At 39.7% G+C, this 13,568-nt stretch carries 12 protein-coding genes; 11 read left to right on the plus strand and 1 reads right to left on the minus strand.

Features of this window, described 5'->3' with window-relative positions:
• Positions 1–34 precede the first annotated feature (34 nt).
• The 11 genes from ACLIJJ_RS06740 to ACLIJJ_RS06790 all read left to right on the plus strand — a co-directional run bounded on the left by ACLIJJ_RS06740 (position 35) and on the right by ACLIJJ_RS06790 (position 12,385).
• Positions 35–3,358, plus strand: a complete 3,324-nt coding sequence (locus ACLIJJ_RS06740; protein ID WP_411410688.1) for an NEAT domain-containing protein — start codon at positions 35–37, stop codon at positions 3,356–3,358.
• A gap of 68 nt (positions 3,359–3,426) precedes the next feature.
• A complete protein-coding gene (gene isdE, locus ACLIJJ_RS06745) occupies positions 3,427–4,308 on the plus strand; it encodes a heme ABC transporter substrate-binding protein IsdE (RefSeq protein ID WP_233317182.1) in 882 nt (293 codons plus the stop codon).
• Between the two features lie 15 nt (positions 4,309–4,323).
• On the plus strand, positions 4,324–5,307 hold the full coding sequence (locus ACLIJJ_RS06750; protein WP_233317181.1) for a FecCD family ABC transporter permease: 984 nt from the start codon (positions 4,324–4,326) through the stop codon (positions 5,305–5,307).
• Entirely contained in the window at positions 5,297–6,067 is a 771-nt protein-coding gene (locus ACLIJJ_RS06755) for an ABC transporter ATP-binding protein (protein WP_411410689.1), read from the plus strand. The genes ACLIJJ_RS06750 and ACLIJJ_RS06755 overlap by 11 nt, the downstream gene beginning before the upstream one ends.
• A 16-nt stretch (positions 6,068–6,083) precedes the next feature.
• Positions 6,084–6,836, plus strand: coding sequence for a class B sortase (gene srtB / locus ACLIJJ_RS06760; RefSeq protein ID WP_233317179.1), 753 nt, complete (start codon positions 6,084–6,086; stop codon positions 6,834–6,836).
• 8 nt (positions 6,837–6,844) lie between these two features.
• Entirely contained in the window at positions 6,845–7,792 is a 948-nt protein-coding gene (locus ACLIJJ_RS06765) for an ABC transporter substrate-binding protein (protein ID WP_341075430.1), read from the plus strand.
• Between the two features lie 2 nt (positions 7,793–7,794).
• Positions 7,795–8,793 (plus strand): FecCD family ABC transporter permease, encoded by a 999-nt coding sequence (locus ACLIJJ_RS06770; RefSeq protein WP_411410690.1) that lies wholly within the window; start codon positions 7,795–7,797, stop codon positions 8,791–8,793.
• Positions 8,793–9,566, plus strand: a complete 774-nt coding sequence (locus ACLIJJ_RS06775; RefSeq protein WP_411410691.1) for an ABC transporter ATP-binding protein — start codon at positions 8,793–8,795, stop codon at positions 9,564–9,566. Before ACLIJJ_RS06770 ends, ACLIJJ_RS06775 begins: the two co-directional genes overlap by 1 nt.
• A gap of 12 nt (positions 9,567–9,578) precedes the next feature.
• Positions 9,579–9,911 (plus strand): heme oxygenase, encoded by a 333-nt coding sequence (gene isdG, locus ACLIJJ_RS06780; protein ID WP_233317176.1) that lies wholly within the window; start codon positions 9,579–9,581, stop codon positions 9,909–9,911.
• A 214-nt stretch (positions 9,912–10,125) separates the two neighbouring features.
• On the plus strand, positions 10,126–11,007 hold the full coding sequence (locus ACLIJJ_RS06785; RefSeq protein WP_233317175.1) for a helix-turn-helix transcriptional regulator: 882 nt from the start codon (positions 10,126–10,128) through the stop codon (positions 11,005–11,007).
• A 100-nt stretch (positions 11,008–11,107) separates the two neighbouring features.
• Positions 11,108–12,385 carry a glycoside hydrolase family 27 protein gene (locus ACLIJJ_RS06790; protein ID WP_341075437.1) on the plus strand — a complete coding sequence of 426 codons (1,278 nt, stop codon included), beginning with the start codon at positions 11,108–11,110 and terminating at the stop codon, positions 12,383–12,385.
• 38 nt (positions 12,386–12,423) lie between these two features.
• Here the strand turns inward: ACLIJJ_RS06790 and ACLIJJ_RS06795 are convergent, their stop codons facing one another.
• A complete protein-coding gene (locus tag ACLIJJ_RS06795; protein WP_282581422.1) occupies positions 12,424–13,533 on the minus strand; it encodes a GntR family transcriptional regulator in 1,110 nt (369 codons plus the stop codon).
• Positions 13,534–13,568: the final 35 nt, after the last annotated feature.

Consider the following 13,568-nt stretch of genomic DNA (forward strand, 5'->3'; position numbering starts at 1 on the left):
AGTTCAGAATCAAGAAGCAGAACTAAATAACTACATGAAAAGAGCTACATATTCTACTAAAAAGGAGCAAAAGAACAGAATGAAGGCTGCAAAAATTGCACTTGCGTTTCTTGTAATAGTCTTTTCCATCGTAAGCACTGTCATTCCTTTGGATAATAGAGCTTATGCTGCCGAATTGAACAGCAGTACTGCTGTGGCAGATGGGGAATATAGTATTGGCTATACTATATTGCATGCAACAAATGATGAAGCATCAATGGCCGACCAGTACTATACAAAGCCTGGAAAATTAATCATTAAGGACGGACAGGCTAAAGTTCAGGTAGAGTACAGTAATTACATTACAGAGTTTAAAGTTAACGGCACTCCTGTTACAAAGATAGGCGAAGCTGGAGACAAAACTACGGCTGAGTTTCCAGTTGCTGATCTGGAAGGACTGACAGAAGCTGAGATTCATGTCGAAGTTCCAGCAATAAGCTATGATCACTGGTATACAGTCAGATTTGACTTTGATACAGCTTCTTTACCTGTTCAAACAGAACCAAGTGAAGAAGCAGAAGAACCTGCAACAACACCAGAAAATCCAGGTGAAGAAGCAGAAGAACCTGCAACAACACCAGAAAATCCAGGTGAAGAAGCGGAAGAACCTGCAACAACACCGGAAAATCCAGGTGAAGAGCAAGAAGAGCCTGTAACAACACCGGAAAATCCAGGTGAAGAGCAAGAAGAGCCTGTAACAACACCGGAAAATCCAGGTGAAGAGCAAGAAGAGCCTGTAACAACACCGGAAAATCCAGGTGAAGAGCAAGAAGAACCTGCAACAACACCGGAAAATCCAAGTGAAGAAGCAGGAGAGTCAGAGGAAGAAACCCCTGCTGCACCACAGGAAGATATCGTGTACGAAGACGGTGAGTATGAAGTCGACTATACAGTGTTGCATGGAACGGCAGAGGAGAAGTCGATAGCAGATAACTACTTCACAAAACCAAGTAAAGTTATCGTTAAAGATGGAAATATTACTGTGCAGACGGAGTACAGCAGCCTGATTACGGAATTCACTGTTAATGGTGAAAATCCGACGATTATCAGCAATGATGGCACAAAAACAGTTGCTGAGTTCCAGCTAGCATCTCTCAACAGCATTACAGAGGCGCAAATACATGTTGAGATTCCAGCAATTAATTATGATCATTGGTACAATGTAAGGTTTGATTTCAACACAGAAAACTTGCCTGTATTGGAAGAAAAAGAACCACTTGCAGATGGCACATACACAATCGATTACAAAGTCTGGAAGGAAAATGCAGATGAAGCTTCCAGCATGGGCAATTACTTATCAAAACCAGCGAAGCTAATTGTTGAAAATGGAAAAACATATATTCAACTAAATCTGTCTTCCAGCAATTTCGTAACAGGCTTTAAAGCAGAAGTGAATGGAGAATATATGGATGCTGACGTCATTTCAGAAGACGCTGCAGCCAATACAAAAGTGCTTCGTTTTGAAGTTCAGGATTTAAGTGGAGAAACAAACATCCAATTAGCCATGTCTTATGGAATGAGTCATGTAGTCAGAATGGTGTTTGATGAAGGCACTGTTGTTGTAAGTGAGCCAGAAGAAAATCCAGAACCTTCGCCAGGTGAAGGAGAAGAAGAGCCGCTTGCAGATGGCATATACACAATCGATTACAAAGTTTGGAAGGAAAATGCAGATGAAGCTTCCAGCATGGGCAATTACTTATCAAAACCAGCGAAGCTAATTGTTGAAAATGGAAAAACATATATTCAACTAAATCTGTCTTCCAGCAATTTCGTAACAGGCTTTAAAGCAGAAGTGAATGGAGAGTATGTGGATGCTGACGTCATTTCAGAAGACGCTGCAGCCAATACAAAAGTGCTTCGTTTTGAAGTTCAGGATTTAAGCGGAGAAACCAATATCCAATTAGCCATGTCTTATGGAATGAGTCATGTAGTCAGAATGGTATTTGATGAAAGCTCCATTTCTGTTGATGATGAAGGAGAAAATCCAGGCACAATACCAGGTGAAGGCGAAGGAGAAAATCCAGGCACAACGCCAGGTGAAGGCGAAGGAGAAAATCCAGGCACAACACCAGGTGAAGGCGAAGGAGAAAATCCAGGCACAACACCAGGTGAAGGCGAAGGAGAAAATCCAGGCACAACGCCAGGTGAGGGTGAAGGAGAAAATCCAGGCACAACACCAGGTGAAGGTGAAGGAGAAAACCCAGGCACAACACCAGGTGAAAGTGAAGGAGCAAACAGTCAATTTGTAGATGGTGAGTATCAATTAGATTACAGCATTTTACATGCATTGCAAAATGAAAAATCAATGGCAGATCAATATTTCACAAAGCCTGGTAAAGTGACATTAAAAAATGGTAATGCAACTGTTCAAGTAGAATTCAATGACTATATTACAGAGTTTAAGATTAACGGTAAAGAAGCTGAAATTATTAGCCAAAGTGCTGGGAAAACAGTTGTGCAATTTGCTGTTGCTGATTTGACTGGACTAACTAGTGCAGAAATTCATGTTGAAGTTCCGGCAATTGGCTACGATCATTGGTATACCGTTCGCTTTGACTATGATACTAGCAAACTGCCAACAAAATCCGGAGATAATGGAAACGGTACAGGCGGGAACGAAGAAGGAAATGGCAATGGAAATGAAGAAAAGCCTGAAGAAAATCCAGGCAATGTAGATGAAGATAAAGAAGATGGCAAAGGTGATAAAGGCGAAAATACTGTCTTAAAGGATGGAGAATATACGGTTGATTATTCTGTATTACATGCGAGTAATAATGAAAAATCAATGGCAGATTCTTATTTCGTTAAGCCAGGAAAACTAATTGTGAAGGACGGCAAAGTAGTTGCTAGACTGACAGTTAACACAGAATTTATCACTGAATTCCTTGTAGGATCTAAAGCTGTAACGGTAATCAGCAAATCTGGCAATTCCACAGTAGTAGAATTCCCTGTTGCAGATTTAGCTAATCCGACTGTTGGTAATATTCATGTTGTAATTCCTGAGTTGAATTATGATCACTGGTATGAAATCCGCTTCTTATTTGATGTGTCAGATCTTCCGGTCGAAGGAATTGACAATGATTTTGACCAGATTAATCACGAAGACACTAATGCAGAAGATGGTACTACAGACAATGGTGAAAATCTTGAATTTAACCGAGATGGAGACACAACAGCTGATGAAACAAAAACAGCAGAAACTACCAATAAAGTTATCAATGCAAAAACTGGAGATACAGCACAAATAGCATTATATCTATCATTACTGCTTATTTCCCTTGCCGTGTTGGTAAGAAAATATCGCAAACGCTCATTTTAAGATATTCTGCGAGATTGAGCAATCAATCTCGCGGAAAATGTATTTGCTTTAACTCAGGGAGGAGAAATATGAAATACGTTAAGACATGTTTATTTGTATGCATATGTCTTCTGCTTGCAAGCTGCTCTAATAACAGTAGTGATGTGTCCAGCAATAAGCCGGCAGAAAAACAACCGGAAGAAACAGTTGTTGCCACTACATTAGCAGTTGCTGAAATCATGGATAAGCTGGAAGTAGATTTAGCAGGAGTGCCGACAACACAATATACTCTGCCTGAAAGGTACAAGGATGTAACGGAGGTTGGCAATCCGATGAGTCCTGATATGGAAATCATTAAATCTCTTAACCCTTCAGAAGTTCTGTCTGTAACAACTTTGGAATATGACTTGAGCGAAAAGTTTGAGAGCATGAATATTCCGGCCTCTTTTGTGAATTTGGAAAGTGTCGATAATATGATTCAGTCTATCACAGAGCTTGGCGAAAAATATGAAAAAACCGATAATGCAAAGAAGCTTGTTGACTCGATTCAATCAAAGGTTGCAGAAATGGAGGAGCAGACAAAGGATAAGGAGCAGCCAGTTGTGTTGATATTGCTTGGTGTGCCTGGTGCCAGTTATCTTGTGGCCACAGAAAATTCTTATGTCGGCAATTTAGTGGAAGTAATGGGCGGGAAGAATGCCGTTGAAGATCAGGCCGCAGAATACATATCTGCAAATACGGAGTTTCTACAGCAAACCAACCCAGATATAATTTTACGCTTATCACATGGGGTGCCAGACCAAGTTGCCAAAGAATTTGACAAGGAATTTGCGGAAAATGATATTTGGAAACATTTTAATGCAGTGAAAAATGGAAGAGTGTACGACTTGGAAGAGCCGTTATTCGCTACCACTGCTAATTTAAACATCACGCAGGCATTAGACCAGCTATTGGAAATGATGTATGAGTAGCAAAGGAAGAGATACATGAATAAGAAAATTATCAGTTTTATTATCGTAATTATGGCGCTGATTGGAATAACTGTTTACTCTGCTGCAAAGGGGAGCATCTCCGTTAGTTTAATGACATTGGTAAATGGAGTTCTGCACGGTAACAACGAAGAAGTTAATGTCATTGTCGATCTCCGGTTTCCGAGAATTATCGTCGCCCTCCTTACAGGAGCGATTTTGGCAGTTTCCGGTGTTCTTTTTCAATCTGTCATGAGGAATCCACTGGCAGATGCAGGAATTATGGGGATTTCAGCCGGTGCAAGCTTTTTTACGTTATTTGGATTGTTATTTTTGCCAACGCTGTTCATCAGCAGCACCCTATTTGCCTTTTTAGGAGGAGCGGTATCTTGCTTTATTATTTATCTGCTTTCCTGGAAATCTGGATTGAAGCCTTTAAGGGTTATTCTGACAGGTATCGCAGTGAGTGCTATGTTCACAGGGTTGAGAGAAGCTCTCATTAATATTTGCGCCTATTTTAATATCACTGTTGGAGCATCGAACGCATCAAATTTAACAATGAAAACTTGGGAAGATGTTGAGTTAATTGTCCCCCTTGGATTAATAGGTATCCTGCTCGCGTTACTAGTAAGCCCATGGTGTAACCTGCTGAAATTACAAGATAAGAAGGTTGTCCAATTAGGAGTTAATATTCAGCTTGTCCGGATTATTATTTCTGTGATTGCTGTATTTCTCGCATCTGTGGCAACATCTATCGCAGGTATTATTATCTTTGCCGGATTGATTATTCCCCATATATCAAGACAGCTAGTCGGGACAAATCATCATATTCTTATTCCTTTTTCGGCATTGGCAGGAGCTTTTCTGATATTAACTGCCGATACGTTTGGAAGACTTTTGATTGCTCCCTTAGAAATTCCTGCCTCGACAATCATGGCAGTAATTGGCGGTCCATTTTTGATCTTTTTGCTGAGGAAAGGGGATAAATTAAATGGAGTTTAAAGGCCTGTCTTTCTCCTATGACCAAGGAAGAGCCTTTATGGAGGAATTAGAAGGAAGGATAGAAAAGCATAAAATAACGACAATCATTGGTCCAAATGGCTGCGGAAAATCAACCTTGTTATCACTTTTAGCAAGAGGTCAAAAACAAACTGCTGGTGCCATCACCTTGGATGGTAAGGATATACATTCCTATAAAGCGAAGGATTTTGCCCGAAAAATTGCGATGGTTAACCAAACAAACCACATCTCAGAGGATATGACAGTCCAAGAGCTAATACAGTTTGGGAGAATACCTTATAAAAAGATTTGGAAACAGGACAATGAGGAAGATACAGATGCAATAGAGTGGGCACTTGCATGCACCAAACTGCATGACTTCAAGGATACACCTGTGAGTGCATTATCCGGAGGGCAAAGACAGCGTGTCTGGATAGCGCTGGCACTTGCACAAAAAACAGAGATATTATTTTTAGATGAACCAACAACCTATTTGGATATCTATCATCAACTAGAATTACTGTCATTAATTAAAGAATTAAATACTGTTCACGGCATTACAATCGTTATGGTTCTCCATGATATGAACCAGGCGCTCCGATACTCCGATTTGGTCATCGTTATGAAGGATGGGGCAATAAAAGCTTATGGGCGTCCGGAACAAGTGATTACACAGGAAAAAATAAAAGAAATTTATGATGTTCATATAGTCGTTAATGAGGATGACGAAACAGGTTTATATATCGTTCCGTTGAGCATTTGAGAAAGGAAGGGAAACAATGAGTGCAAAGCTGATAATCCAACGAATAATTACCATCATGGCCGTTCTAGTCTTTGTTTACTCAGTCTATAAACTAGTTCCTCCTTTATATGATTACTACACAAACAGAAAAGTGCTGGAAACGGTGCAGGAAATCTATAAACCTAATCAAACGTCGGACGAAAGCTTACAGCCAACATCCATCCGCTCCTCATTTGATCCATTGCTGGAAATTAATGAAGATATGGTCGGCTGGATAACAGTTGATGATACAAAAATAAATTATCCTATCCTACATTCCTCTGATAATGAATTTTATCTGACCCGAAATTATAAAAAAGAAGAAACACGTGCTGGCAGTATCTTTTTGGATTACCGAAATGATAAAAAGCTTGAAAACAATAAAAATACCATAATTTACGGACATAGAATGAAGGATGGTACGATGTTCAGCGGTTTAAAGAAATATTTAAATGAGTCCTTTTTTGAAAAACATAAAAAAATTCACTTAGATTCTTTATATGAAGGCTATGAACTGGAAGTCTTTTCTGTTTATCAAACTACAACGGATTTCTATTATATTGAAACAGATTTTTCTGCAGACAGTGAATATCTTGATTTTGTTGATTTATTGCAGGAGAAATCTTTGTATGATACAGAAATGGAGTTTAGTCCGGAAGATCGAATTGTTACATTATCAACATGTGATTATGCGATTGATTCACTGGAAGGAAGGCTGGTTGTTCATGCCAAGCTGGTGAAAAGGAGTTGATACAAATCTTGCTTAACAAAAAAATAGGAAAGTATATGTCTATATTGAGTATAGGTTTCCTGCTTGCAGCATGTGGAAAAACAGGCGGAGGAACAGCAGAGTCGAGTGCTGATTCTATAGCTGTTACTGATTTTGCAGACCGTACTGTAACATTTACGGAAGCACCGGAAAAGGTAGCGGCTTTGGGCAGTGGAGATGTTGATTTAATGCATGCATTTGGAGTAGAAGTAGTTGGGAAACCAACACTTTCAGACGAAAGCAAGCTTGAAATCGCAAAGGACGCTGAGCAAATTGGAACAACACATGAAGTTAACTATGAAAAAATCGCACTGCTTCAGCCGGATGTTGTGTTAGCAAATGTTGGCTTTAATCAGGAGGATGTGCCGACAATTGAAGGGCTAGGTACGAAAGCAGTTTTGACAGAAGCAAACTCTATTCAAGATATTAAAAAGCAGATTACTCTTTATGGAGAAATGCTGCAAAGTACAGATAAAGCTGATCAGTTGATAAAGGAATTGGATGCAGACTTAAAGGCTGCTAGTTCCGCTTTAAAAAATTCGGAAAAACGTGTGCTTCTTGTTTATGGTGCACCAGGCACGTATATGGCAGCATTGCCAAATTCATTAAGCGGTGATTTCTTAGCAGCAGCAGGAGGGATAAATGTAGCAAGTGATTATCCTGCCTTAGAAAAATTCCCGCAATATGCACAAATAAATACAGAAAGAGTTGTGGAAGCAAACCCAGATGCCGTTCTCTTAATTACACATGGTGATGCAGAGGAAATTAAACAAGGCTTTCTAAAAGAAATGAAACAAAATGCTGCTTGGAATACATTAGATGCTGTTAAAAATGACAGAGTAGAAATCTTGCCTGCCGATTTATTTGGCACAAATCCAGGTACAAGAGCAGTTGATGCTGTGCAATACTTGGTTGAATTGTTAAATCATTTGGAGTGAGCATGTTGGAATATGTAGAAAGAAAGAAAAAACGAATGGCAGTCCTTGTGAGTCTCCTATTATTGCTGCTTATTGCCATATATGCAGGCTTATCATTTGGCGCAGTTTCTGTGTCCTTTAAGGAGTTATGGAGTGTGCTCGCATCAGGTGGAGAAGGTGTGTATGAAAAAATTGTATACAATCTCCGTCTTCCGAGAGTTATTGTCGGCTTATGTGTTGGAGCATGTCTAGCTGCATCAGGAGCATTGCTGCAAGGGGTAATGAGAAACCCGCTGGCAGATCCAGGTATTATCGGAGTTTCGTCTGGCGGTGGCTTGTTCGCTATCATCACAATGGTTATATTTCCACAGTACAGCTATTTATTGCCGTTTATTGCATTTATCGGGGCCTTTTTAACAACCGTTTTGATTTATATGTTTGCTTGGGATAAAGGCGCATCACCGGTAAAGATTATACTGGCAGGTGTGGCAATGAATGCAGTGCTTGGAGCAATTATGAATGGAGTAATGGTCTTGTACAGCGACAGAGTCCAATCTGTAATTGGTTGGCTGTCGGGAGGGTTAAACGGGAGAAGCTGGTATCATGTTGATATCATCTTGCCGTATACAATCATTATGCTGCTTGTCAGCTTGCTCGCCATTAAACCTGTTAATATATTGATTTTAGGAGATGATGCAGCGAAATTATTAGGACAAAATGTAGAGTTAATTCGCATGCTGATTATTCTGCTCGCCTCTTTTTTAGCAGGGATTGCCGTCAGTGTTGCCGGTTTGATTGGGTTTGTTGGATTGGTGGTTCCCCACATCATACGCCTTCTTATCGGAGAAGATTATCGATTTTTGCTGCCTTTTTCCATTATTGGCGGAGCAGCCTTAGTTGTCATTGCGGATACGGCAGCACGAAGCTTGTTTGATCCAATTGAATTGCCTGTCGGTATCTTGCTTGCAGCACTAGGTGGTCCTTTCTTCATCATTTTGCTGCGTCGAAGGAGGATATTGTAATGACAGTGTTAAAATCAGAGGATTTGAGGTTTGCGCAAGGGAAATTTCGTCTCCATGATATTAACCTTGAATTTCCACAGGGAAAAATGACAGCAATTGTTGGTCCCAATGGTTCAGGGAAATCGACACTATTAAAACTTTTTGCACGGCTCTTAAAAACAGACAGCGGCAATGTGACATTGGACAATCAGCTCATTCATAAATATAAAAGAAAAGAGTATGCAAAGAAAATTGCCATGCTTCTGCAGGCAAAAGAAATAATGCCAAATATTACGGTGAAAGAATTAGTTGCCTATGGGAGAATTCCATTTCAAAAGCTTGCCGGAACTGCTTCAGCAAAAGATAAAGAGATTATTGCGTGGGCAATAAAAGAAACTGGGTTAGAAAAAATGGCCGATCGTATGGTAGGACATTTATCTGGCGGGGAAATGCAACGAGCGAGGATTGCCATGGCGCTTGCCCAGAAAACACCGGTTTTATTGCTTGACGAACCAACTACTTATTTAGATATTACCCATCAGCTGGAGCTGATGAAACTTTTAACAAGAATAAATAAAACGTATCAGATTACTATCATTATGGTATTGCATGAGCTGCAATACGCAGGGGCTTACAGTGATAACTTGATTGTTATGAAGGATGGCGCAGTCTATCAAACTGGAAAACCGCAAAGTATTTTAACAGCTCAATTGCTAAAAGACGTGTATGAAATTGATGCAAAAATAAAATTTGAAAATAATTATCCTATTATTATCCCAAACTACGAAATTTAGGAGGAAGAAAATATGTATATTGTAACAAACACGGTAAAGGTTAAAGAAGGATTTGCAGAAGGATTTATCGAGAGATTTAACAGAACTGGAAAAATTGAAGAAAAAGCAGGATTTATCGGATTAGAAGTACTGTTGACTGCTGGGACAACAGATTATGAGGAAATTACTATCGTCACTAGATGGGAAAACAAAGAAGGCTTCTTAGGCTGGGTAGGAAGTGAGGAATTTAAAGAATCACACGCACATAGAGGCGGTGTTCCTGAATTCATTATTGAAAACAAAACTACAAAATATGAAGTGAGAGTGCAACGGAAGCCGATTATTAAAGAGGTTGCTGGCAACTAATGAGGAAAAAGAGGAGCTGTGAAGGCTCCTTTTTCTTTTGTCTTTAAGCTCTCTGTCATTGGCAGTAAAAGCAATCATTTCTCTAAGGATTGAAAACGCTTTAAAAAAGTGGTGGAAAATTAGGTAATGTTGTATGATAATAGACAATAAGTCTAATAAAGGAAATTATCCTGCACATAAATTTAAGCGCTTACATTTTTTTGGAGGAGCAACCATGTCAAATAATAAACAGGAAGTATACGGTTTTCGGTTTTTAGACACATTGAATCAATCATTTTATCAGCTGTTTGCTGTAGGAAACCAAAGTATTACAAAGGAAGCTTATCATTGGAATGGATTAACACGTAAAGATGGTCCGCTTTTTTTGTTCCAATATACACTCGAAGGCTGTGGTTACATTGAAATAGAAGGAACTCTCCATAAATTAGAAAAGGGAACCGGCTTTATGGTCGAGATACCAAGCGACCATCGTTATTTTTTTCTGGAAAATAATTCGAATTGGGAGATTCTATTTATTATGTTCCGTCCTACCAATATTGAAGCAGAATGGCAAAGGGTCGTGTCTAATATTGGCTCTGTTTTTTCTATGTCAGAGGACAGCTCGCCGATTCGTTTCTTAAAAAGGATTTTTGCCAGTGCTGCGAAAAACCACATAACAGATGGCTTTCGGGCCTCTGCGATTGTCTATGAGTTTGTTATGGAACTGTTCAGACATCAAGTATCTGCGAAAAAGGCAAAACAGTCATGGCCCCTGCCAGTAGCAGAAGCTGCATCTTATATGGAGGCATCTTACCAGTGCTTGCAAAGCTTGGAGGAAATAGCGGATAAAGTTAATCTTTCCAAGTATTACTTTACAAGACTATATAAAAAAACAACAGGATACACACCTATTGAGTACTTAACAAAGATTAGGATGGAAGAGGCAATCAGGCTTCTAAGAGAGACGGATATGACAATGGAGGCAATTGCTCAGGAGCTTGGCTACTCGACGGGCAGTTATTTCATTAAAGTATTTCATCAGTGGATTGGCATTTCGCCAGGTGAATTTCGTTTGGCGACAGAACATGCTTATTTACATCAATTAAAATTAGATTAACATAGCAATATATTACATATATAAGCAAAAAGTTATCGTAGATGTGCTGTATGCGTTTCCTTTAAGATTAACTTATAAATCGCGAAGGATGTGAATAGTAATGAATCATCATCGTTTTGCCCAGACTCCTCCACTAGGATGGAACAGCTGGGATTGTTACGGCGCTTCTGTAACAGAAGAGGAAGTTAGAGGAAACGCTGAATATATGGCAACGCATTTAAAGGAGTCTGGATGGCAATATATTGTTGTAGATATCCAGTGGTATGAGCCTGGTGCGAACTCCTCTATGTATCGTCCATTTGTTGAACTGGAAATGGATGAGTTTTCCCGCTTAATTCCTGCAGTCAATCGGTTTCCTTCCGCTGCCGACGGAAAAGGTTTTAAGGAGCTTTCGGATTATGTACATAGCCTTGGCTTAAAATTCGGCATTCATATTATGAGAGGGATACCAAGGCAAGCTGTTCATCAGAATACGCCTATTTTAAACTCTGTTCATACAGCCCGCGATATTGCTCATCCTAATTCTATCTGTCCATGGAATACTGATATGTACGGAATAGATGCGAGCAAGGAAGGGGCACAAGCATATTATGATTCGCTGTTTAAGCTGTATGCTGAATGGGGAGTCGATTATGTAAAGGTCGATGATATTGCTGCATCAAAGCTTTACAACACACATGTGGATGAAATCGAGCTGATCAGAAAGGCGATTGATCATTGCGGCAGAGACATGGTTTTAAGCCTTTCGCCAGGACCTGCTCCATTAGAGTTTGCAGACACATTGCGTGATAATGCGAATATGTGGAGAATGACAGATGATTATTGGGACCAATGGGAGCTTTTGTACGATATGTTTGATAGATGCGAGAAGTGGAGCGGTCTTTCGGGACCAGGCTATTGGCCGGACTGCGATATGCTGCCATTAGGGCATATTGGCATTCGCTCCGTTGATGGAGGGGGAGCAGACCGCTGGACAAGATTTACAAAAGATGAACAGGTTACGATGATGACTTTATGGTCGATTTTCCGTTCACCGCTTATGTTTGGCGGAGAGCTTCGGGATAATGACAGCTGGACACTGTCATTGCTTACAAATAAAGATATGCTGGAACTAAACCAAAAAGGTTCTCACAGCAGACTTTTGTTTAGAGAAGACAATAAAGTTGTCTGGACTGCCAATGGTCCTGAAGATGCTGTTTATGTTGCTCTATTCAATATTGGTGAAGCACATTGTGAAATAGAGGTTTCTTTAGAGGAATTAGGGGGGAACAGTTCTTCCATAGTGAAGGATGTTTGGAGCAATGAAGCCACTTCCAATAAAGAAAAAATCCAAGTAACTCTTGCACCCCACAGCAGTAGACTATATAAAATAACATAATAGCAAAAAGGCTGAACATAATCGTTCAGCCTTTTTGCTTATTGTTTTACGACAGGAACTGCCGCAGTTGAATCTCTGATGATTATTTCTGGTTCATAGACAATCGATGGGGCAGGTTTGCTTTTCTTTTCAACAGCAGCGACAATCCACTTGGCCGCCTCTTCGCCCATTTTCATTTTTGGATGGGTAATAGAGGTTAGTTTGACTTCTGAAGCTTCTGTTAAAAAAGAATCGTCAAAGCCTAGAATGGAAATGTCATTAGGAATAGATAAGCCCATTGTGCGCAAAATGCTGATTGCTTTAATCGCAAGCTGGTCATTATAGCAAACAATCGCAGTCGGCCTGTCTTCTCTTTTTAAAATTTCCTGCAAAGTTTCCAAGGATTTGTCTTGGTCTTCTGTTGTAAAGTTAATGATCATATCCTGAAAGAAAGGAACGGAATGATCTTTGTATGCTTGAATGAAACCTTTCATCCGGTTGACACCTTGCAAATCATCTGTTTTAAAAAGGCCGATGATTCGTTTATGTCCAAGCTTAATTAAATGCTCTGTAGCGATATACCCACCCTTTTCATCATTGACGATTATATAAGGCGGGGCAAGCTGGGAGTAGAACTGATTAATCATTAAATACGGAATCTTATTTTGCTCTAATTCCAAATAATAGCTGATATTAGGGTTGAAATTACTGCTTTTTGTCGGTTCAACAATCAGGCCGTCAATATTGCTACCAAGCATAGTCTGCAAGCTTTGCTTTTCTTTTTCAATATCATTATCCGTACATGCAAAGGTTAAGGAGTAGCCTTTTGTCGATAGATAAGATTCAATGCCTTTGATAATAGAAGGGAAGATGTAATCAGAAATATAAGTGGTAATTACCCCGATATTCTTTGTGCGTTTCACTGCTTGACCAGCAGAATTTGTACTTGTATTTCTGTCGGAGCAGAACGTTCCGGCACCTTGTTCTCTGTACAGCCATCCTTCATGAACCAAATCTCCAATTGCTTGGCGAATGGTATGGCGGCTTACGCCAAACATTTTGACAAGTTCATTTTCAGAATGAATTTTTTCTCCTGGTTTGACTTTGCCTGTTGTAATCCATTCGGTAATTTGTTCTTTTACCATGTTGTATTTTGTTTGTTGTGCCACACTATCACCACTTTCTCGCGTTTCCATATCTGTAA

This window comes from Niallia laureatilytica (genome assembly GCF_046613985.1).
Lineage (GTDB): Bacteria > Bacillota > Bacilli > Bacillales > Cytobacillaceae > Niallia.

Bases quoted from the DNA above. Each gene is read 5' to 3' on its own strand.
- ACLIJJ_RS06755 (WP_411410689.1), top strand. From the start codon at position 5,297: ATGGAGTTTAAAGGCCTGTCTTTCTCCTATGACCAAGGAAGAGCCTTT.
- srtB (WP_233317179.1), top strand. From the start codon at position 6,084: ATGAGTGCAAAGCTGATAATCCAACGAATAATTACCATCATGGCCGTT.
- ACLIJJ_RS06785 (WP_233317175.1), top strand. From the start codon at position 10,126: ATGTCAAATAATAAACAGGAAGTATACGGTTTTCGGTTTTTAGACACA.
- ACLIJJ_RS06775 (WP_411410691.1), top strand. From the start codon at position 8,793: ATGACAGTGTTAAAATCAGAGGATTTGAGGTTTGCGCAAGGGAAATTT.
- ACLIJJ_RS06750 (WP_233317181.1), top strand. From the start codon at position 4,324: ATGAATAAGAAAATTATCAGTTTTATTATCGTAATTATGGCGCTGATT.
- isdE (WP_233317182.1), top strand. From the start codon at position 3,427: ATGAAATACGTTAAGACATGTTTATTTGTATGCATATGTCTTCTGCTT.
- ACLIJJ_RS06770 (WP_411410690.1), top strand. From the start codon at position 7,795: ATGTTGGAATATGTAGAAAGAAAGAAAAAACGAATGGCAGTCCTTGTG.
- ACLIJJ_RS06790 (WP_341075437.1), top strand. From the start codon at position 11,108: ATGAATCATCATCGTTTTGCCCAGACTCCTCCACTAGGATGGAACAGC.
- isdG (WP_233317176.1), top strand. From the start codon at position 9,579: ATGTATATTGTAACAAACACGGTAAAGGTTAAAGAAGGATTTGCAGAA.
- ACLIJJ_RS06740 (WP_411410688.1), top strand. From the start codon at position 35: ATGAAAAGAGCTACATATTCTACTAAAAAGGAGCAAAAGAACAGAATG.